17 protein-coding genes are annotated in these 19471 nt (G+C 74.8%); 6 read left to right on the top strand and 11 right to left on the bottom strand.

The window, feature by feature from the left end:
• Positions 1–47: 47 nt before the first annotated feature.
• Complete coding sequence (locus ABT403_RS00400; RefSeq protein ID WP_344167858.1) at positions 48–803, top strand: DeoR/GlpR family DNA-binding transcription regulator; 756 nt, start codon at positions 48–50, stop codon at positions 801–803.
• 65 nt (positions 804–868) lie between these two features.
• Here the strand turns inward: ABT403_RS00400 and ABT403_RS00395 are convergent, their stop codons facing one another.
• From ABT403_RS00395 to ABT403_RS00380, 4 genes are all read right to left on the bottom strand, one after another.
• Positions 869–1609: an SOS response-associated peptidase gene (locus ABT403_RS00395; protein ID WP_344167861.1), complete on the bottom strand. Its 741-nt coding sequence runs from the start codon at positions 1607–1609 to the stop codon at positions 869–871.
• A gap of 39 nt (positions 1610–1648) precedes the next feature.
• Positions 1649–1948 carry an SHOCT domain-containing protein gene (locus ABT403_RS00390; RefSeq protein WP_344167864.1) on the bottom strand — a complete coding sequence of 100 codons (300 nt, stop codon included), beginning with the start codon at positions 1946–1948 and terminating at the stop codon, positions 1649–1651.
• Between the two features lie 115 nt (positions 1949–2063).
• A complete protein-coding gene (locus tag ABT403_RS00385; protein ID WP_344167867.1) occupies positions 2064–2729 on the bottom strand; it encodes a response regulator in 666 nt (221 codons plus the stop codon).
• Positions 2726–3961, bottom strand: coding sequence for a sensor histidine kinase (locus ABT403_RS00380; protein WP_344167870.1), 1236 nt, complete (start codon positions 3959–3961; stop codon positions 2726–2728). The genes ABT403_RS00385 and ABT403_RS00380 overlap by 4 nt, the downstream gene beginning before the upstream one ends.
• Positions 3962–4118: 157 nt before the next feature.
• Between ABT403_RS00380 and ABT403_RS00375 the strand changes: the two genes are divergently transcribed.
• The 3 genes from ABT403_RS00375 (at position 4119) to ABT403_RS00365 (ending at position 7351) form a co-directional block, all read left to right on the top strand.
• Positions 4119–4370 carry a hypothetical protein gene (locus tag ABT403_RS00375; RefSeq protein WP_344167873.1) on the top strand — a complete coding sequence of 84 codons (252 nt, stop codon included), beginning with the start codon at positions 4119–4121 and terminating at the stop codon, positions 4368–4370.
• A 248-nt stretch (positions 4371–4618) separates the two neighbouring features.
• Complete coding sequence (locus ABT403_RS00370; RefSeq protein ID WP_344167876.1) at positions 4619–5116, top strand: hypothetical protein; 498 nt, start codon at positions 4619–4621, stop codon at positions 5114–5116.
• Positions 5117–5242: 126 nt separating this feature from the next.
• Positions 5243–7351, top strand: a complete 2109-nt coding sequence (locus tag ABT403_RS00365; protein ID WP_344167879.1) for a SpoIIE family protein phosphatase — start codon at positions 5243–5245, stop codon at positions 7349–7351.
• Positions 7352–7369: 18 nt separating this feature from the next.
• Here the strand turns inward: ABT403_RS00365 and ABT403_RS00360 are convergent, their stop codons facing one another.
• Together ABT403_RS00360 and ABT403_RS00355 are read right to left on the bottom strand one after the other, a co-directional pair.
• Positions 7370–9448: a prolyl oligopeptidase family serine peptidase gene (locus ABT403_RS00360; RefSeq protein ID WP_344167881.1), complete on the bottom strand. Its 2079-nt coding sequence runs from the start codon at positions 9446–9448 to the stop codon at positions 7370–7372.
• A gap of 38 nt (positions 9449–9486) precedes the next feature.
• The gene (locus ABT403_RS00355) at positions 9487–10401 is read right to left on the bottom strand and encodes an aldo/keto reductase (protein ID WP_344167884.1); all 915 of its coding nucleotides are present in this window, start codon (positions 10399–10401) and stop codon (positions 9487–9489) included.
• 86 nt (positions 10402–10487) lie between these two features.
• Between ABT403_RS00355 and ABT403_RS00350 the strand changes: the two genes are divergently transcribed.
• Positions 10488–11108 (top strand): TetR/AcrR family transcriptional regulator, encoded by a 621-nt coding sequence (locus tag ABT403_RS00350; RefSeq protein ID WP_344167887.1) that lies wholly within the window; start codon positions 10488–10490, stop codon positions 11106–11108.
• Positions 11105–12472, top strand: a complete 1368-nt coding sequence (locus ABT403_RS00345) for an MFS transporter (protein WP_344167890.1) — start codon at positions 11105–11107, stop codon at positions 12470–12472. The genes ABT403_RS00350 and ABT403_RS00345 overlap by 4 nt, the downstream gene beginning before the upstream one ends.
• On the opposite strand, the gene ABT403_RS00340 is transcribed toward ABT403_RS00345, so the two are convergent.
• From ABT403_RS00340 to ABT403_RS00320, 5 genes are all read right to left on the bottom strand, one after another.
• Positions 12462–15716 carry a TIM-barrel domain-containing protein gene (locus ABT403_RS00340; RefSeq protein ID WP_344167893.1) on the bottom strand — a complete coding sequence of 1085 codons (3255 nt, stop codon included), beginning with the start codon at positions 15714–15716 and terminating at the stop codon, positions 12462–12464. The genes ABT403_RS00345 and ABT403_RS00340 overlap by 11 nt on opposite strands.
• A 201-nt stretch (positions 15717–15917) precedes the next feature.
• On the bottom strand, positions 15918–16694 hold the full coding sequence (locus ABT403_RS00335; RefSeq protein WP_344167896.1) for a class I SAM-dependent methyltransferase: 777 nt from the start codon (positions 16692–16694) through the stop codon (positions 15918–15920).
• 90 nt (positions 16695–16784) lie between these two features.
• Positions 16785–17738, bottom strand: coding sequence for an ABC-2 membrane transporter-related protein (locus ABT403_RS00330; RefSeq protein WP_344167899.1), 954 nt, complete (start codon positions 17736–17738; stop codon positions 16785–16787).
• Positions 17735–18709, bottom strand: coding sequence for an ABC transporter ATP-binding protein (locus tag ABT403_RS00325; RefSeq protein ID WP_425580322.1), 975 nt, complete (start codon positions 18707–18709; stop codon positions 17735–17737). The genes ABT403_RS00330 and ABT403_RS00325 overlap by 4 nt, the downstream gene beginning before the upstream one ends.
• Positions 18706–19125, bottom strand: coding sequence for a GntR family transcriptional regulator (locus tag ABT403_RS00320; protein ID WP_344167902.1), 420 nt, complete (start codon positions 19123–19125; stop codon positions 18706–18708). The genes ABT403_RS00325 and ABT403_RS00320 overlap by 4 nt, the downstream gene beginning before the upstream one ends.
• Positions 19126–19471 lie beyond the last annotated feature (346 nt).

The raw sequence follows: 19471 nt of genomic DNA, 5'->3' as shown, positions 1-19471 counted from the left end.
TCTGTTCGATACTTGCGTTTCAATCATGCCGACTGTTCAATCGGAGGATGAGTGCAGACCGCCTGAGGCAGATCACCGACGCCGTGCGCGCCGGGGGCAGCCGTAGCGTCGCCGAGCTCGCGGAGCTCACCGGCGCCTCCGAGATGACGATCCGCCGCGACCTGGAGGCCCTCGCCGCGCAGGGGGTGCTGGAGCGCTACCGGGGCGGGGCCCGCAGCCTGCTGCTGCGCGGCGAGGAGACCCCGTTCCCGCTGCGCGCCCGCGACGGGCTGGAGGTGAAGCGGCGTCTGGCCGCCGAGGTCGCCGCCCTGATCGCCGACGGGGAGTCGGTCGTCCTGGACAGCGGGACCACCTGCCTCGAGGTGGCCCGCGCGCTGCACCACCGCAGGCTCACGGTCATGCCGCTGTCCCTGCACGCCGCCAACGCCCTGGCCGACGCGCCCCGGCTGACGTTGCTGCTGCCCGGCGGGGCGCCGCGCCGCGGGGAACTCGCGCTGACCGGGCCGCTGACGGAGGCCTCGCTCGCCGCGCTGCGCTTCGACACCGCGGTCATCGGCTGCTGCGGGCTGTCGGCGGCCGACGGGCTGACCGCCTACGACCTGGCCGACGCCGCCGTCAAACGGGCGGCGATCGCCTCGGCCCGCCGGGTCGTCGCCGTCACCGAGTCCGAGAAGCTCTCGCGCACCGCCCTCGCCCATGTCCTGCCGGCCGCCGCGCTGCACGCCGTGGTCACCGACCGGGCGGCGCCGCAGGACGCGACCGACGCGCTGGCGGCGGCCGGCGTCACCGTACGGACGGTGTGAGCGGAGCGGACGGCCGCCCTGATCGAGGCCCTACATCGCGAGTCGGAGCGCGGTGGACGAGTCCGTCACCGCGCGGCGGGGGCGTCGGCCAGGAGTTCGGGGCCGTTGTTGCGGACGCTGTTGACCGCCGTCGTGACCGCGCGGGCCTGCAGGCGGCCCGCGGCCGGGGTGGTCAGGAGGGCGCGCAGGGCGGAGGGGTCCTCGTGCGCGGGGTCGAGCCAGGCGTCGTAGTGCGCCGGGGTGAGGGCCAGCGGCATGCGGGGGTGGACGCGGCCCGCCGCGTCGGTGGCCTCGGTGGTGATGACGGTGCAGGTCGACCACCAGGCGGCCGGGTCGTCCGGGTCCGGGACGGCGGGGTCGCGCCAGAACTCGTACAGGCCCGCCATCGCCATGACCGAGCCGTCCTCGGGGCTGATGAAGTACGGCTGCTTGTAGGCCTTCGCGGTGGCGGTGGCCGGGACGGCCTCCCATTCGTAGAAGCCGTCGGCGGGCAGCAGGCAGCGGCGTTTGGCGAAGGCGCGGCGGTAGGCGGGTTTCTCACCGACCGTCTCGACCCGCGCGTTGATCATCCGGGCGCCGCCGTCCGCGGTCTTGGACCAGGACGGCACCAGCCCCCAGCGCAGGGGCCGCAGCTGCCGCTCCAGGACCCCGCTCTCCCGGTCGGCGCGCTCCAGCACGGCCCAGACCGGGTCGGTGGGAGCGACGTTCCAGCTCGGCGGGATGACCAGGTCAGGGGCGGGCGGGGCCGTGGCGAAGAGGCCCGTCAGGTCCTCGGGGCTGCGGGTGGAGACGTAGCGGCCGCACATGGCTCCAGCCTGCCACGCGCCCCCGGCCCGGGCGCGGTGTCACCGCGCCGGGCCGTCCTTGAGGGGGCGGCCGAACTGCTCGTCCAGGACGGAGAGGCGGCGCCAGTACTCGTCCTCGTCGATCTCGCCGGAGGCGAAGCGCCGGCCCAGGACCGCGATCGGCGAGTGGCCGCCGTACGCGGCTTCGCGGGCCGCCTGCCACGGCGCCCGGCGGCCGCCGCGCCAGGCGGTGCGGCGCAGCACGGTGAAGACCGTGACCACGACCGCCGCCCAGATCAGCGGGGCGAACAGGATCCACGGGCCGGGCCCGCCGTAGGCGAGGGTGGTGAGGGGGTTCACGGTGGTTCAGCTCCTCGGGAGTGACGGTGTCTCGTTCTGGTCCGAGAGTGGCCCGCGACAGGGGTCCGGGGCGTCGTACGGCCGGCTGCACCTCGGGTACTCCCCAGGGAGTACGTCAGCCCAGCCAGCCTGGGCGGACGAGGCCCGATTCGTAGGCCAGGACCACCAGCTGGGCGCGGTCGCGGGCGCCGAGCTTCACCATCGTGCGGCTGACGTGCGTCTTCGCGGTGAGCGGACTGACGACCAGGCGGCGGGCGATCTCCTCGTTGGACAGGCCCGCGCCGACCAGGGCCATGACCTCCCGCTCCCGGTCGGTGAGCCGCTCCAGCCCCTCGGCGGGGCCCGGTTCGCGGGAGCGGGCGGCGAACTCGGCGATCAGGCGGCGGGTGACGCCCGGGGAGAGCAGGGCGTCCCCGGCGACCACCGCCCGCACCGCGCGCAGCAGTTCCTCGGGCTCGGTGTCCTTGACCAGGAAGCCGGAGGCGCCGCCCCGGATCGCCTCGAAGACGTACTCGTCGAGTTCGAAGGTGGTCAGCATGACCACCCTGACCGCGGCGAGCGCCTCGTCCCCGGTGATGGAGCGGGTCGCGGCGAGTCCGTCGAGAACCGGCATGCGGATGTCCATGAGGACCACGTCGGGGCGCAGCTCCCGGACCAGCCGGACGGCCTCGCGTCCGTCGGCCGCCTCACCGGCCACCTCGATGTCGGGCTGGGCGTCGAGGAGGGCGCGGAACCCCGCCCGGACGAGCAGTTGGTCGTCGGCGAGCAGGACGCGGATCACGGGGCCTCCCGGCCGGGTTCGGGTGCGGGTGCGGGTGCGGGTGCGGTTTCGGGGTTGAGGGGGAGGGTGGCCCGCACGCGGAAGCCGCCGTCGGGGCGGGGGCCGGCCTCTACGGTGCCGCCGAGGGCGCCGGCCCGTTCGCGCATTCCGGCGAGGCCGTTGCCGCTGCCGCCGGCGGGATCACCGGTGGCCGGGCCGTCGTCGTCCACGCGCAGTTCGAGGGCGTCGGGCCGCCAGCCGAGGTGGATGCGGGCGGTGCGCGAGGCGGAGTGCCGCACGACGTTGGTCAGGGCCTCCTGGAGGACGCGGAAGGCGGCGAGGTCCGCTCCGGGCGGCAGCGGTCGCGCCCGCCCGGCGGTCTCGGTGGAGACGGTGAGCCCGGTGGCGGCGGCCTGTTCGACCAGCTCGGGGAGGCGGTCGAGGCCCGGGGCGGGGGCGCGCGGGGCGGCGCCGGGGGCGCGGAGGGTGTCGAGGACCTGGCGGACCTCGCCGAGCGCCTCCTTGCTGGCCGCCTTGATGGTGGTCAGGGCCGTACGGGCCTGTTCGGGGTCGGTGTCGAGCAGGGCGAGTCCGACGCCGGCCTGGACGTTGATCACCGAGATGCTGTGGGCGAGTACGTCGTGCAGTTCGCGGGCGATGCGCAACCGCTCCTGGTCGGCCCGGCGCCGGGCGGCGGCCGCCTGTTCAGCCCGCTCGCGGGCCCACTGCTCGCGGCGGGCGCGGAACAGCTCGGACAGGGCGACCATGGCCAGGCCCCAGGCGGTCAGGCCCAGCTCCTGCCCCCAGGGCGCCGGGCCGTCCCCGGCGGGCGGCAGCCACCGGTAGAGCCAGTGCGCGAGGAGCAGGTGTCCGCCCCAGAGCAGGCCGACCGCACCCCAGGCGGCCCTGCGGCGCCCGGCTATGAGGGCGGCGAAACAGGCCACGGCCGGGGCGGCGAGGACGGGGCCGTAGGGGTAACCGGCCCCGAGGTACACCAGGGTGACGGCGACGACCCCGTAGGCGACGGGCACCGGGTGGCGGTGCCGCACCACCAGCAGCGCGGGCCCGAGCAGGAGCAGGATCCGGGCGAAGGCGTCCAGCGGGAGCCGGCCGGGCTGTGCCTGGGCGGCCCATCCGCTGGCGGCCTGGGCCAGGACGGCGACGAGGAGCGCGGAGCGCCAGGCCGGGCCCCGCCCGGTCCGCTCCGCCCACTGCCGCCACGGGGGTCCGGGACGTGTGCTGCGCGTTTCCATACGATCAAGCTAGTCGGGCGCCGCCGTCACCCGCGTCACCCCTGCGTAGCGTTCGCGGCGTACTCCCCCGGTAGTACGCGCGGGTACTCCGGCCTGCGGCGACGCCGCCCGGCCCCGCCCGGATGCGGCCGTCGCCGGCCGGATCCAGGGTGGAGGGATGGAGCACGCGCCGATCGTCGTACACCGCGTCTCACCGTCGGGCGGCCGCCGGGTGAGTCTGCGCGCCCGGGGCCGCGAGACGGTCCTGGGCCTGGCGCACTCGGACCCCGACGTCATCGAGTTCCTGCGGCGTGCCGAGGTGCCGGACCCCGACGAGGTGGTCCTCGGCGGGCCGCCCTCGACGATCGAGTGGCAGGGCGACGCCCCGCACGTCTACGAGGCCGAACCGCCGGACACCGACGTTCCCTGAGCCCGACCGACCCGCCCGCCCCGCCCTCCACCCCTACCGGCCCCACCACCCCCACCACCCCCACCTGTCCCACCGGCCCCGCCATCAGCGCCCCGATCACCACCCGCCGACCGCCGGATTCCGGCCATGCTTGACACGCGCATGACATCTCTCATGACTTCTCGACACCCCTGTGGCACGCTCCCTGCGCACTCGGCACCGCCCTCGCACCACACCCCCACAAGGACGTGTCACGGAGGAGCGACATGATGCACCGCGCGAAACTCGCCATAGCGGCCCTGGCCCTCGCGGCCACCGCCGGCAGTGTCACGAGCGCCGCCGCCCTCGGCCCCGCCGCCGACCAGAAGGCGGACGGCGTCATCGTGGTCTCGGGCAACACCTGCACCTGGACCAACGCCCGCACCAGCGCCAATCCCCCCACCGCCCTCACCGTCGACCGCACCAGCATCAACAAGCCCGGCGGAAACCTCGCCTGCGACGGCGGGATCACCGCCTCCCTCAACAACAACCCGGCCTTCACGTTCGACGACGCCACCGCCACCGCCCGCACCGACCTGATCGACATCACCGGGAGCCAGAGCTTCGTCTCCTGCCGCTACAAGGCGTCGAACATCGTGTGGGACCGCGACGGGACCACCCGCAAGTACGTGAACCGCGCCTTCACCGCCACCAAGGCCTCGGGCAGCTTCCTGTGCCCGGGCTCCGTCACCACGGCGGCCGGGGGCGCCTCCATGCTCTTCCACTGACCGGCCGGCCGGGGCGCCGCGCACACGGCGGCGCCCCGGCCCCTCCCCGATGGCCCCCGCCGGGTCGCCGGGCCCGGGACGGGGCATCAGCATGGAAGGAGCTCCGTCCGGGTGAGGAGGCCGGTGATGGCCGATGAGCAGCCCGCCCCGCCGGCCGACGGCCCCGGGCAGGATCCCCCTGCTCCCCCGCCCGCCGCCCGCGCGCCCGCCGGATCCCCCTCGGCCGGCGGACTCCTCGACGTCCTCGGGGTGGCCGCGGTGGTGCTGGACTCCGAGGGCCGGATCCGGCTGTGGAGCCCGCAGGCCGCCACCCTCTTCGGCTACCCGGCCGAGGAGGCCCTGGGCCGGTACGCGGCCACGCTGCTCGTGGAGGAGCAGAACCGGGACGAGGTCCTCGGCCTGTTCGCCCGGGTCATGGCGGGCGAGGGCGCCTGGGCCGGGTCCTTCCCCGTGCGCCACCGCGACGGCCACACCGTCCTCGTCGAGTTCCGCAACATGCGCCTCCAGGCCGACCAGGGCGGCACCTACGCACTCGGGCTCGCCTCCGAGCAGGCCACCCTGCGCCGGGTCGAACGCGACCTGGCCCTCTCCCTGCGGATGGTCGACCAGTCCCCCATCGGCCTGGCCGTCCTCGACGCCGACCTGCGGTACGTCCTGGTCAACCCGGCCCTGGAGCGGATCAACGGGGTGCCGTCCGAACGCCACCTCGGGCAGCGGATCGCCGACATCCTCCCCTTCCTGGACGCCCCGGCCGTCGAGGCCCGGATGCGGGAGGTCATGGAGACCGGCGTCCCGGTCCTCGACAACTTCACCACCGGCCGGATCTCCGAGGAGGCCGGTGAACGCGCCTGGCTGGTGTCGATCTACCGGCTGGAGGACCAGTCCGCCCGGGTGATCGGCGTCGCCGTCTCCGTGGTGGACGTCACCGAACAGCACCGGGCCGCCGTCTCCGCCGCCCACGCCCGGCGCCGCCTGTCGCTGATCGCGGACGCCTCGGTGCGCATCGGCACCACCCTCGACCTGGACATCACCGCCCGGGAGCTGGCCGACGTCGCGGTGCCGGAGATCGCCGACATCGCCGCCGTCGACGTCCTCGACACCGTGCTCACGGGCGGGCGCCCGGGCGACGGCCCGGCCGAGCGGGCCGTACGGTTCCGGGCGCTGGCGGTCAAGGCCGGCTACCGCACCCCCGCCGAGGACGCGGCCGACCCCGTGGGCGACGTGGCCCTCTACCGCACCGACCGGCTGGTGGCCCGCTGCGCGGGCACCGCCCGGCCCGTCCTCGTCCCGCACGTCACGCCCGAGGACCTGCCGCGCATCGCCCGTGACGAGCACGCCGCGCGGCTGCTGGGCGAGGCGGGGGTGCACTCGTACCTCGCCGTCCCACTGATCGCCCGCAGCCAGGTGCTGGGCACCCTCGACCTCAAGCGGGCCCGCAACCCCGTCCCGTTCGGCCCGGACGACGTCCTGCTCGCCTCCGAACTGGCCGCCCACGCCGCCGTGTCCATCGACAACGCCCGCTGGTACCAGCGCCAGCGGCACGCCGCCCTCGCCCTCCAGCGCCACCTGCTGCCGCAGCACCCCCCAGCCGCCCCCGGACTGGACATCGCCTACCGGTACCAGCCGGCCGGCGCGGCCGACGAGACCGGCGGCGACTGGTTCGACGTCATCCCCCTCACCGGCGACCGCACCGCGCTCGTCGTCGGCGACGTGATGGGCAGCGGCATCAACGCCGCCGCCACGATGGGACAGCTGCGCGCCACCGCCCGGGCGCTGGGCCGTCTCGGCCTCGACCCGGCGACGGTCCTGACCCACCTCGACGCGGCCACCGCCGACCTCGGCGAGGCCATGGCCACCTGCGTGTACGCCGTCTACGACCCGCACACCCGGCTGTGCCACATCGCCACGGCCGGACACCTGCCGCCCGTGCACCTGCGCAGCGGACGCCACCCCCGGCTGCTCCAGCTGACGACGGCCGTTCCCCTGGGGGTCGGCGGCGTCCCCTTCCACACCAGCGCCTTCACCCTCGGCGAGGGCGACGAGCTGGTCCTCTACACGGACGGCCTGGTGGAGACCCGCGACCAGGACATCGACACCCGGCTGCTGACCCTCACCGACCTGCTGGCGGGCCCGCACCGCCCCATCGAGGAGACCTGCGACCTGCTCCTGTCCGCCCTGCGCCGCCCGGACACCCACGACGACGTCGCCCTCCTCGTCGCCCGCGCCCACGCCTAGCGGCGCGGTCGGCGGCGGTCAGCTCGGCGGGGTCAGGTGCTTCCAGAGGAAGGTGTGCACCAGTGCCTCGTTGAAGGCCGTCTGCTCGTGGTCGGTGGCCCCGGAGTGGCCGCCTCCCAGGTGTTCGTGGAAGAGGACCGGGTGCCCGAACTCGCGCAGCCGGGCGGCCGCCTTGCGGGCGTGGCCGGGGTGGACGCGGTCGTCGCGGGTGGAGGTGAGCAGGAGCAGCGGCGGGTACGGGGGGCCGCCGGCGCGGATGCGGTGGTACGGGGAGATGGCCTCCAGGTGGGGCCGGTCGGCGGGGTCGTCGGGGTCGCCGTACTCGGCGGTCCAGCTGGCTCCGGCGAGGAGCTTGTGGAAGCGGAGCATGTCGAGGAGGGGGACGTGGGCGACGACCGCGCCGAACAGTTCCGGTTCGCGGGTGAGCATCGCGCCCATCAGGAGGCCGCCGTTGCTGCCGCCCTCGATGCCGAGCTGGGCGGGGGTGGTGATGCCCCGGGCGGTGAGGTCGCGGGCGACGGCGGCGAAGTCCTCGTAGGCCCGGACCCGGTTGGCGCCGAGGGCGGCCTGGTGCCAGGCGGGCCCGTACTCGCGCCCGCCCCGGATGCCGGCGACCACGTACGTCCCGCCGCGCGCGAGCCAGGCCCGGCCGGTGACGGCGCTGTAGTGGGGGACCATCGAGACCTCGAAGCCGCCGTACCCGTAGAGCAGGGCGGGTCCGGGGCCGGGGCGGTCCTCGGGGCCGATGACGAAGTAGGGCACCCGGGTGCCGTCGGGCGAGGTGGCGAAGTACTGGCTGACGGCGAGGCCCTCGGTGTCGAAGAGGGCCGGGGCCTGCTTGAGCGTCTCGCCGCGGCCGGTCCCGGCCTCGCCCCGGTAGAGGGTGGAGGGCTGGAGGTGGCCGGTGACGTCGAGGAAGTACTCGTCGCTCCCGTCCGGGTCGGTCCCGGTCACCGTGGCCGTCGACAGCGGGGGTACGCCGGCCAGGGGGGCGCGGGTCCAGCCGTCCGGGCCGGGGGTGAGGAGCTCCAGGCGGGAGGAGACGTCGGCGCGGGTGCGCAGGATGAGGTGGTTGCGGGTCCAGTCGTAGCCGGCGAGGGCGGTGCGCTCGTCCGGGGTGAACAGGACCTGCGGGGTGCGGTCGCCGGCCCGGAAGGCGTCGAAGCCGAAGGCGAGGAGGCTGCCGGCGGGGTGTCCGAGCCAGGGCGAGCGGGGGTTGACGAGGAGCCAGTCGCGGTGGACGCCGGCGACGGCGTCGTCCGGGACGTCGATCTTCTCCGGCCGGGCCGCGGGGGCTCCGGGGGCTGCGGGGGCCTCGGGGAGGAGGAACAGCTCCTGGTTCCAGAAGTCGATGCCGCGGGAGACGAAGTCCCGTTCGAAGCCGGGGGTGTGGTCGCGCCAGCCGGACGCGGACAGGTCGGTGGGGCGGCCCTCGTAGACGAGTTCGGCCTCGTGCAGGGGGGTGCCCCGGCGCCAGCGGCGGACCTGGAGGGGGTAGCCGGAGGGGGACATGGAGCCGGGGCCGAAGTCGGTGCCGATCCAGAGGTGGTCGGCGTCGATCCAGCCGGCCCGGGTCTTGGCCTCCTCGACGGTGAACCCGTCCTCGACGAACTCGAGCGCCTCCAGGTCGAACTCGCGCACCACGCAGGCGTCGGCGCCGTCCCGCGAGAGCATGACGAGGGCGTGGCGGTGGTCCGGGGCCAGGACGCTGCTGCCGGCCCAGGCCCACTTCTCGCCCTCGGCCCCGGCCAGCGCGTCCAGGTCGAGGACGGTCTCCCAGTCCGGCCGCTCGGTGCGGTACTCCTCCAGGCCGGTGCGGCGCCAGATGCCGCGCACCCGGTCGGCGTCCTGCCAGAAGTTGTACAGGTGGCGGCCGCGCCGGACGACGTACGGGATCCGGCCGTCGTCGTCGAGCACCTCCCGCACCTCGCGTTCCAGCACCTTGAACGCGGGGTCGGGGGTCAGCGCCGCGACGGTCTCCGCGTTGCGCTCCCGCACCCAGTCGAGGGCGGCCTCGCCGGTGACGTCCTCCAGCCAGAGGTAGGGGTCGGCCTCGGGGGAACCGGGCGCGGGGTCGCGGGGGGCTTCATGGCTCATCCGCCGATTGTGCCGGACGCCGGCGGGGGCGCGGGCCGCTACGCCCCGGCGCGGTGGAGGGTCTCCAGGCGGGCCAGGTCGTCCCCGGTCAGGCGCAGGGCGCCGGCGGCCACGTTGGCCTCGAGGTGGGCGGGGTCGCCGGTGCCGGGGATGGCCAGCAGGTGGGGTCCCCGGTGCAGGGTCCAGGCGAGGCGGACCTGCGCGGTGCTCGCGCCGTGGGCCCGGGCTATCGACGTCAGCACCTCGCTCTCGGAGCCGGCGGCGCCGTTCTCGCGCCCGGCGGCGGCGATGGAGTAGAAGGGCACGAAGGCGATGCCCTGCTCGCCGCAGGAGCGTACGAACGCGTCGTACTCGGGGCGGACGCCGATGCCGTACATGTTCTGCACGCAGACGACGGGGGCGACGGCCCGGGCCTGTGCGAGCTGCTCGGGGGTGACGTTGGAGACGCCGAGGTGGCGGATGAGGCCGGCGTCGCGGAGTTCGGCGAGGGCGCCGAAGCGGTCGGCGACGGAGTCGGTGCCGAGGACGCGCAGGTTCACCAGATCGAGGTGGTCGCGGCCGAGCTGGCGGAGGTTCTCCTCGACCTGGCCGCGCAGCTCGCGCGGGGTGCGGGCGTGCTCGGCCCACTCGCCCGAGGGGTCGCGGCGGGGGCCGACCTTGGTGGCGATGACCAGGTCGTCGGGGTAGGGGCCGCCCAGCGCGCGGTTGATCAGCTCGTTGGCGGAGCGCAGCGGGGAGAAGTAGAAGGCGGCGGTGTCGATGTGATTGACACCGAGTTCGACGGCGCGGCGCAGCACGGCGACGGCCCGGCCCCGGTCGCGGGGCACGGCGTCGGGCCGCAGGGCGGGGCCGTCCTGGGGCACGCGCATGGCGCCGAAGCCGATGCGGTTGACCGTCATGTCGCCCAGGGTCCAGGTGCCCGAGGCGGCCGCGGTGATCGTTTCTGTGGTCATCCGGGGATGATCTCCCGTCCCCCACGGTCCGCACCAGGCATTTCAGCGAGTAGACATTGTCTACTACCGGCTGGTAGACACTGCGCATGGAAACGATCAAGGAAGAGGTGCCCGGGGGCCCGCTGCGCGAGCGGCTGGTCGACGCCGGCGTGGAGCTGCTCGCGGCCGAGGGGCCGGGTGCGCTGGGACTGCGGGAGATCGCGCGCCGGGCGGGGGTCTCGCACGGGGCGCCCCGCCGGTACTTCCCCACCCACCGCTCCCTGCTGTCGGCGATCGCCCGGCGGGGGTTCGAGGACCTCTCCGCCCGCTTCGTGGTGGCCCTGGCCGGGAAGTCGGAGCCCAGGGCGCAGGTACGGGCGCTGGGGCGGGCGTACGTGGGCTACGCGCTGGAGCGGCGCGGGATGTTCGAGCTGATGTTCCGCCACGACCTCCTCGACGGCACCGGCCGGGACCCGGCGGAGGCGGGACCCCGGCTGCGGGAGTCGACGCGGCCGCTGTTCGAGCTGCTGACCGCCCTGGTCGGCCGGTGCGGCGCGGCGGCACCCGGGGTGACGGCCGCCGCGCTGTGGGCCAATCTGCACGGGGTGGCCCAGCTGTGGGCCTGGGGCAGTCTGTCGCTGGCCCTCGGGGAGGGAGAGGGACGGGTGGACGTGGACCGCCTGGTGGCGGCCGCCCTGGACGCCCATCTCGGTTCGGTGCCGGCATGAGGCGGCTCGCGCTCCTGGCGAGCGTGGGCGGGGCCGCGCTGGTCGCCCTCGACGGCACGGTGCTGATGGTGGTGCAGCCGGCCCTGCGCCGCGATCTCGGGGCGAGCGTGGCCGAGGTGCAGTGGACGAGCACCGCGTACCTGCTCACCGTCGCCGCCTTCCTGGTCCTGGCGGGCCGGCTCGGGGACCGGTACGGGCACACCCGTCTCCTGGTGGCCGGGGTGGCCGGCTTCGCGGCGGCCTCGGCGGGGATCGCGGTGGCGCCCGGCGTCGGCTGGGTGATCGCACTGCGTGCCCTCCAGGGGCTGTTCGGGGCCTTGGCTCAGCCGGCCACGCTGGCCCTGCTGCGGCTGGCCTACCCGCCGGAGCTGCTGGGCAGGCCGGTGGCGGTGCGGACCGTCGCGATCGGGGTGGCCGCGGCGGCGGGGCCGCTGCTGGGCGGGGTGCTGGTGACGCGGTTCGGGTGGCGGTCGGTGTTCGTGCTGAACGTCCCGGCCGCGCTGGCCGTCGCCGCGCTGGCGCTCGCCGTACGGGTGCCCGCGCCGCGGCGGAGCGGGCCCGCCCGGCTGGGGGCCGGGGGTCCGGCCCTGCTCGCGCTGGCCCTGGCGGGGCTGGTGCACGCGCTGTCGGGCGTACCGGCGTACGGGTGGACCGCGCCGCGGACGCTGCTGGGGCTCGGGGCGGCCGCCGGGCTGGGCGCGCTCTTCATACGCGCCGAACGGCGGGCGGGGCAGCCGCTGGTGCCGGCCGAGGTGGCCCGGTCGCGGCCGGTGGCGGCCTCGATGGCGCTGCTGCTGGTGGTCTCCGCCGGGATGTCCGGGGCGCTGTTCACCGTCACCTTCCTGCTCCAGGACGTACGGGGGCTGGGTCCCCTGGAGACGGGGCTGCGGGTGCTGCCGCTGACCGCGCTGATGATCGCCGGGGCGCCGGTGGCGGGCGCCGCGCTGCGCCGGTTCGGGGCCCGGCGCACGGCGCTCGCCGGGACCGCGCTGGTGGTCCTCGGGATCGCGGGGCTGGACTCGGGCGGCGGGGTGGCTTTCGGGCTGCTGGGGGCCGGGTTCGCGACGGTGATGGTCACGGCGACGGGGACGGTGGTGGGCGACGCCCCGCCCGGGTTCGCGGGTGTGGTGGGCGGGCTCAAGCAGACGGCGATGAACGTCGGCCCCTCGCTCGGCATCGCGGCCGCGGCGGGGGCCGGGGCGGCGGGCGCGGCACCGGCCGGCCGGCCGCTCGCGGTCCTGGCCGCCCTGGCGGGGCTGGGCCTGGCGGCGGCCCGGCTGCTCCCGGGGCGCGGGTCGCAGGAGGCCGGAGCCCGGCCCGGCGTGGGGGCCGGGCCGGGCTCCGGGAGGGGGCTCAGGGGGTGAAGGTCCAGCGCTGGGACGGGGCCCCCGTGCAGGCGGTGCGGGTGAGGGTGGTGCCGTCGGCCGTGCCGTTGCCGGACGGGGTCAGGCACCGGCCCGCCGTGCGGAGGCTGCCGTCCGGGCCGGGCTGCCAGGTCTGGGCGGGGGTGCCCGCGCAGGGCTGGACGGTGACCCGGGCCGGGTCGGCGGCGTCCAGGCAGACGCCGTTCAGCCCGGTGAGGCGGCCGTCGCTCTGGAGGGTCCAGCGCTGGTTGGGGCCTCCGTGGCAGGAGTAGAGGGTGGGGGCGGTGCCCGGGGCGGTGGCGCTGTGCGGGAGGTCGAGGCAGCTCGCCGAGGCCGCGTTGACGAGGGTGGCGTCGGCGGGCAGGGGCGTGGGCCGGCCGGTCAGGGTGATTTCGGCGGCGCTGGTCCAGGGGCCCCGGCCGCCCGCCTCGGTCAGGGCTCTCAGGCGCAGGTAGCGGCCGGTGCGGGGGGCCAGGGTGACGGTTTTGGCGGCCGCCGTGTCGGCGAAGGTTCCGGTGGCGGCCGGGGTGCCCCAGTCGGTGGTGGTGTCCGAGACGTAGACCTCGTAGCCGCCGATCCTGCCGTTGACGCCGCCGTCCTGGCGCGGCAGGTAGCCGAGGCCGTCGACGGTGTAGCGGGCGCCGAGGTCGATGCTGATCTCGTGCGGGAGGGGGGCGGGCTTGCCGGCGGACCAGGCGGTGTGCCAGAAGGTGGCGGGGTCGCCGTCGAAGGCGTTGACGGCCGCGCCGTTCTCGGCGGCGGTCTCCTGGCTGTCGGCGGAGACCACGCTCCAGCCGGAGGACGGGACGGGGGACGAGGTGACGGGGATCGGGTCGGCCGCGGGGACGGCGGTGCCGGTGGCGGTGACGCTGAAGGCGCCCGTCTTCGTACCGGTCTTGACCCACAGGACGCCGCCCCGGTCGGCCGGGTCGAAGAACCAGCCGGTGGCGGCGGAGTCGTAGGCGCTCTTGCTCGTCAGCCGGGCCAGGGCCGCGCCGTCGGCCGTGAGGGCGGTCGGCGCGGTGGCCACGTGGAGGGTGAGTTCGTAGCCGCGTGAGGCGGGCTGCCCGGCGTAACTCCCGTCAGGTGCGCCGACATTGACGGTGACCGTGCCGGAGCCGCGCTCCGGGGCGGAGACGTCGACCCGCTGGCGGGCGTAGGCGCCGGTGGCGTAGGCGCGGGTGCGGCCGTCGTCCTCGTACAGGCTGAAGGAGGAGGCGCCGCGCGGGTGGATGTCGTAGGTGAGGGTGGAGACGGGCTTCTCTCCGCCGTAGTTCATCTGCGGCCACATCGGGACGACGGCGCCGCCCTTGACGAAGAGGGGCAGCGTGTCGAGGGGTGCCCGGTAGCCGTTCAGCCAGCCGGGCCCGGCGTACGTCCTGCCCGTCCAGTAGTCCGTCCAGGTGCCCGCGGGCAGGTAGATGCCGTCGCGCACGGAGGTGTCGGAGACGACGGGCGCGACGAGGAAGGAGTCGCCGGCCATGAACTGGCCGCTGGTGAGGTTGCCCCGGGCCACCGGGTCGTCGGGGTACTCCAGGACCATGGCGCGCGTGCTGGGGACGCCGGTGTCGTGGGCGACGCGGCTCATCGTGTACAGGTAGGGCATCAGCCGCATCTTCAGCTGGAGGTACTTGCGGTTGATGGAGAGGTACGGTTCGGCGAAGCGCCAGGGCTGCTTGTCCTGGTAGCCGGCGGACGGGTTGACGGCGCCCCAGCCGGACATGGTCATGAAGGCGGGGGTGAACGCCTTCCACTGGAGGTCGCGGGCGTACGTCTTGGGGCTGCCCCCGAAGATCCCGTCGACGTCGCCGGAGGCGTAGTTGAGGCCGGACAGGCCGGCGCCCGCGATGGCGGGGACGTGCCAGCGCATGTCGTCCCAGGTGCCGTACGTGTCGCCGGTCCAGACGACGGCGTTGCGCTGGGTTCCGGCCCAGCCGTCGACCGTCCAGACGTAGCGGCGGGCGTCGGAGTTCTTCTCGATGCCGTCGACGGCCTGCTGGACGCCCTGGAAGGCGCTCTTGTAGCCGCCGCCGATCCAGGCCACGTCGGTCTTGACCCCGCGCGTCCCGGCCGTGCCCACCTCGTCGGCGATGGAGCCGAGGCCGGTGGAGGTCCACAGGCCGGTCTGGAAGCCCTTGGCCTTCAGGGCGTCGACGGTGGACTTCAGGGGCGCGGTGTAGCCGCAGCCGTAGCCGTCGTTGGGCAGGAACCAGCCCGAGGGCATGTCGGCGGCGCGGGCGTCGGCGGCGTAGCCGGCCACGTCGGGGGTGGTCTGGTGGCGGAGCCGGTCGTGGTCGCCCTGGTAGGCGGGGTTGGAGGCGTTGAAGCAGTCGGCGTTGCCGAGTTCGAAGCCCCACAGGGGCGCCATGAAGGGTTTGCCGCTGACGTCGGTGTAGGCGTCGAGGACGGATTTGAGGGAGTTCCCCGTGAAGTACCAGGCGTCGAATCGGTTCTCGTCGTGGGTGAGGGTGGTGGGGGCGTTGAAGGCGTACGAGCCGGGCGCCCAGGTGTTGCGCATGACGCCGTAGTCGTTGGTGGACATGTAGAAGGGGGCGGGGCTGGCGTTGTCGTTCTCGCGCCACTTGTTGTCGACGGCCACGGGGACGGTCTTGTCGCGCAGCGCCCATTCGCCGAGGCGCAGGCCGGTGCCGTAGAACTGCTCGTCGGCGCCGCGCGCCAGGGTCTGGACGGTCTTGCCGCCGCCCCACTTGGTGGGCTGGGTCTCCTGCCAGACGGGGGTGGAGTCGTCGGCGCGGTAGACGGAGAACATCAGCGGCGACTTGTTGACGTGGATGGAGAGGGAGCCGGTGGTGATCCGGTAGTACGTGCCCGCGTCGGTGTAACTCGCTTCCACGGGGCCGAAGTCGGTGGTGGGGGCGAGGTCGGTGCCGGCCGGGTCGTCGGTGAAGGAGCCGTCCGGGGACAGCCAGAGCCGGAAGATGTCGGCGCGGGCGACGGTGACGCGGGCCTTGGCCCCGCTGGTGGTGCTCACGGTGAAGGTGCCGCCCGAGCGGGACAGGGCGGTGGCCGAGCCCGCGGTGGCGGACGGGGCCGCCGGGGCGGTGGCCGCGCGGGCGGTGGCCGGTCCGGCCGCCGCGAGACCGGCGACGGCGAGGGCGCCGGCGAGCAGGGCCGCGAGCCGGGTGCGGGCGCGGCCGCGGGGGTGTGGGGGGTCGTGCCGGGTGCGGGGGTGGTCGTGCCTCGTGGTCGGTCTCGTCGTGCTCGGCGGACGCGTCTGACTCATGGGGCAGCTCCTCGTGCGGTCCGGATAGCGGACAACCGCTTTGGCATGCACCCGGAAAGATAGCGATCCCTGCGGGGTTGGTGAAGGAACTTGCTCGAAGTACTGGGAGAGCACGCAGCTTCGAGCAGATGCCGGGCGGCGGAGCCCCTGTCCGGGAATCGGCGTTTGCGTCTCCCCGGACAGGGAACAGGGCCGGGCCGGTCAGCCGGCGGTGACGCGGATCTTGGACTGGCCGTGGCCGAGGGTCTCCCAGTCGTCCATGAACCGGGCCTTCAGCCCGTGCCCCGCCGCGAGGGCGACCAGGGTCTCGGTGCGGTAGTAGAAGTCCTCGCGCAGCACCTGGTGTTCGGCGCCCTCGGTGCGGTCGAAGGTGAAGTCGAACCAGCCGCCGGGCGCGAGCACCCGCTCCACGTGGGCCAGGCACTCGTCGATGATCCCGATCGGCGAGTGGGAGAACACGCTGTGCGCGTGGACCACGTCGAAGTGGCGGTCGGGCAGGAAGTCCAGGGTGAGGTCCTGGGTGATCGTGAGGTACGGCAGTTTGTCCTGGAGCCCGCGCCCGGACAGGGTCCGCTTGGCGGCTATGAGGATGTCGGGCGAGATGTCGATGCCGTAGTAGTGGCCCGCGTCGAGGTGCTCGATGAACCGCCAGCCCGCGCGGAGGTTCCCGCAGCCGATGTCGAGCATGCGGTGGCGCGGCGAGAGGCCGTGGCCGGTGAGGTAGTCGAACTGCATCTTGCCCAGGGCCAGCCAGCGTTCGTGGGTCTGGCTGCCGACGGCGGCCTCCGGGTTGCGGCCGGCGTCGGAGGCCATGACGGCGCGGTAGTAGCCCACGTGGTCGGGGTGCTTGAAGCGCAGCCAGCCGTCGCGGGCGGCGCGGCGTACGTACGGGGCGATGCGGGCCGGGTTGCCCAGTGCGTAGCGGACCTTGTGGCCGACGCTGGCCCGGTCGGCGGTGAGGTTCTTCTTGGTGGCCATGAGGGGTCTCCTCCGGGGTGCTCGGTCGTACGGTGCGTGCGTGCGTGCGTGCGGCTCGCGGGTGCGCGGTCGGTGCGGCGCCTGCGCCGGTCAGGCGGTGCGGCGGCGCAGGACGAGCAGGGTCAGGGCCACGAGCGCGGCGGCGGCCCCGAGGTAGAGGGCGGAGTCGATCCACTGGAAGGTCCAGAAGTCACCGCTGGGATAGACCTTGTGGTAGCGGGCGACGAACCCGTGTTCCGCCATGCACTGCCGGAGCTCCTCGCCGGAGGTCTGGCAGACGGTGTTGATGGAGTGCTCCCGGCCGTCGGGGGTGAGGTAGCCGAACTGGCCCGTGGACCAGCCGCTGCCGATCAGCCGCTTGGGGGTCATGCCCGGGGTGATCCGGGTCTCCGGGTCGATCCAGCTCCGGCGGAAGTAGGTGGTGAACACCATGGCCGTGCCGATGGCCGTGAGCGCCGCCGCCATGGCGGGCAGCACCCGGGGCACCAGCAGGCCCGCCAGGGTCCCGGCGGCCAGGCCGAAGAGCGCGCAGGCCACGGGGGCGGGGCCGGTGGCGTTGTAGACGGGGGCGTCGTGCCAGTACAGGCCGTCGAGGGTGTTGGCGATGGGCAGCCACCACCAGGCGACGAGGGCGGCGACGACCACCGAGGCGAGTACGGCGCAGAGCGCGGCGAGGCCGAAGCGGGCCGCGAACCAGCGGCGGGGGCCGACGCCCTGGGTGAGGGCCAGCTTGAAGGTGCCGGTCTCCAGTTCGCGGCCGATGAGCGGCGCTCCCCAGAACACGCCGATGACGGCGGGCAGGAGGAGGCCGGCGGTGCCCAGGACCCGGATCGCGGTGGTGTTGCCCTCCAGGATCTCGAAGGTGGCGAGGCTCTCGCAGCCGCCGTTCCAGCCGGGGCAGGGGGTCCAGCCGTACTGGTCGATCAGCCGCGTCATCTCGGAGCGCCGGTACGCCACCCAGGCCGCGCAGGCCGCCAGCAGGGCGGCGCCCGAGAGGATCATCGGCCGCTGCTGGCGCCAGGCCAGCCAGAGCACGCCCTTCACGCGGCGGCCTCCTTCGCGGGGGTGTCGGCGTCGGGCTCGGGGGTGTGGAGGTGTGCGAGCAACAGGGCTTCCAGGGAGGGGGTTTCGGCGATCCAGCGCCCGTCGGGGGCGGAACCGGTGGTGTTCGGGCCGGCGGGCGGGCGCCGGACGAGGGCGGTGACCTGGCGGCCGGCGACGGCGGCGTGCACGACGGTGCTCCGGTCGAAGGCGCGGGGCAGGCCGTCGCGTTCCATCGGGTCGGCGCGGCCGGTGAGCCGGATGTGCCCCTCGCGCAGGTCCTGGATGTCGCCGGCCAGGCGGACGGTTCCGTCCCTGAGGAGCAGGACGTGGTCGCAGACGTCCTCCAGTTCCGCGAGCACGTGCGTGGACATCACGATGCCCGTGCCGCGTTCGGCGGCCTCGGCCATCAGCAGGCCCATGACCTCGTGGCGGGCGAGCGGGTCGAGGTCGGCGAGCGGCTCGTCGAGGAGCAGCAGGTCGGCGCGCTTGCCGAGGACGAGGGCCAGGGCCACCCGGGTGCGGCTGCCGCCGGAGAGGGAGCCGATCCGCGCGTCGAAGGGGATCTTCCCGCCGCGCACGAGGCGTTCGGCGGCGGCCTGGTCCCACCGGCCGGGGTTCAGCTCGCGGCCGAGGCGAAGCGTTTCGGCGACGGTGAAGCGGGCGTGGAGCGGCTTCTCCTGGGCGAGGAAGGCGGTGCGGCGGCGCGCCTCGGCGGTGCCCGGGGCGTGGCCGAAGACCCGTACCCGCCCGGCGGTGGGGCGCAGCAGGCCGGCCGCGAGCTGGAGCAGGGTGCTCTTGCCGGCGCCGTTGGGGCCGACGAGGGCGGTGACGCGGCCCGGGGGAAGTTCCACGTCACAGCCCCACAGGGCCCGCCGGGCCGCCGCGTGCCGGCCCGGGAAGTCCCGTCCTAGGCCGGCCGCGGAAAGGGCGGGGGCGGCGGGGTCGTCCGGCGCCTGGTGGGGATCGTTCACGCCGTGTCCTCTCTCGACTGTCCGGGCGCGGGCCCGGAGGGGTTGAAGCTGTCGTCCACGACGGCCGTGACGAGCGCCGTGACGTCCTCTCGGTCCAGTCCGGCCTCGCGGGCCCGTGCCACCCAGTCGGCGAGGGCGGTGCGCAGCGGCGAGTCCGCCGCCGTCTGGGGGTGGGAGAGCGAGCGCCGTACGAACGTGCCCGCGCCGGGGCGGGGTTCGACGAGGCCCTCGCGTTCGAGTTCCCGGTACGCCTTGAGGACGGTGTTGGGGTTGATCGCGGTGGCCGCGACCACCTCCCGGGCCGTCGGCAGCCGGTCGCCCGGCTCCAGCACGCCCAGGCGCAGGGCCTGTTTGACCTGGTTGACGAGTTGCAGATAGGTGGCGACGCCGCTGCGCCGGTCCACGCGGAACTCCATGGTCTCCTTCCCGCACTATTCCACTAAGGTGTTAGTGGAATAGTGCAGACGAGGTGAGTGATCGTCAAACCGGGGCGGCGGAGTATGACCGAACGGTCACAGCGCGCCGGGGACGGAACGCGGAGGCCGGACCGGCCATCTAGGTGATCAACGGGCCCGGAACGGGGCGCGCGCGACGTGACGGTGAGACCGGCGCAGCCGGGTGTGAACAACAAGGTGGGGCGGATGAAGGCGGAAACGGTGACGGGCGACGGAACGGGTGCCCGGGCCGGGCGGGAGGAAACCCTTGCCCTGGCCGGGCGGGAAGGGGCCGCCGCGGACGCCCTCGCCGGGCGGGAAGAGGCCG

It is taken from the genome of Streptomyces sp. NPDC000075 (genome assembly GCF_040301925.1).
Classification (GTDB): domain Bacteria; phylum Actinomycetota; class Actinomycetes; order Streptomycetales; family Streptomycetaceae; genus Streptomyces; species Streptomyces polychromogenes.
Note: the sequence above shows the minus strand (reverse complement) of the source record. Positions and strands in the feature narration are given on the sequence as shown.

Coding starts and splice junctions, on each gene's coding strand:
- ABT403_RS00400 (WP_344167858.1), top strand. CDS start 48: ATGAGTGCAGACCGCCTGAGGCAGATCACCGACGCCGTGCGCGCCGGG.
- ABT403_RS00395 (WP_344167861.1), bottom strand. CDS start 1,609: ATGTGCGGCCGCTACGTCTCCACCCGCAGCCCCGAGGACCTGACGGGC.
- ABT403_RS00380 (WP_344167870.1), bottom strand. CDS start 3,961: ATGGAAACGCGCAGCACACGTCCCGGACCCCCGTGGCGGCAGTGGGCG.
- ABT403_RS00375 (WP_344167873.1), top strand. CDS start 4,119: ATGGAGCACGCGCCGATCGTCGTACACCGCGTCTCACCGTCGGGCGGC.
- ABT403_RS00370 (WP_344167876.1), top strand. CDS start 4,619: ATGCACCGCGCGAAACTCGCCATAGCGGCCCTGGCCCTCGCGGCCACC.
- ABT403_RS00365 (WP_344167879.1), top strand. CDS start 5,243: ATGGCCGATGAGCAGCCCGCCCCGCCGGCCGACGGCCCCGGGCAGGAT.
- ABT403_RS00360 (WP_344167881.1), bottom strand. CDS start 9,448: ATGAGCCATGAAGCCCCCCGCGACCCCGCGCCCGGTTCCCCCGAGGCC.
- ABT403_RS00355 (WP_344167884.1), bottom strand. CDS start 10,401: ATGACCACAGAAACGATCACCGCGGCCGCCTCGGGCACCTGGACCCTG.
- ABT403_RS00350 (WP_344167887.1), top strand. CDS start 10,488: ATGGAAACGATCAAGGAAGAGGTGCCCGGGGGCCCGCTGCGCGAGCGG.
- ABT403_RS00345 (WP_344167890.1), top strand. CDS start 11,105: ATGAGGCGGCTCGCGCTCCTGGCGAGCGTGGGCGGGGCCGCGCTGGTC.
- ABT403_RS00340 (WP_344167893.1), bottom strand. CDS start 15,716: ATGAGTCAGACGCGTCCGCCGAGCACGACGAGACCGACCACGAGGCAC.
- ABT403_RS00335 (WP_344167896.1), bottom strand. CDS start 16,694: ATGGCCACCAAGAAGAACCTCACCGCCGACCGGGCCAGCGTCGGCCAC.
- ABT403_RS00320 (WP_344167902.1), bottom strand. CDS start 19,125: ATGGAGTTCCGCGTGGACCGGCGCAGCGGCGTCGCCACCTATCTGCAA.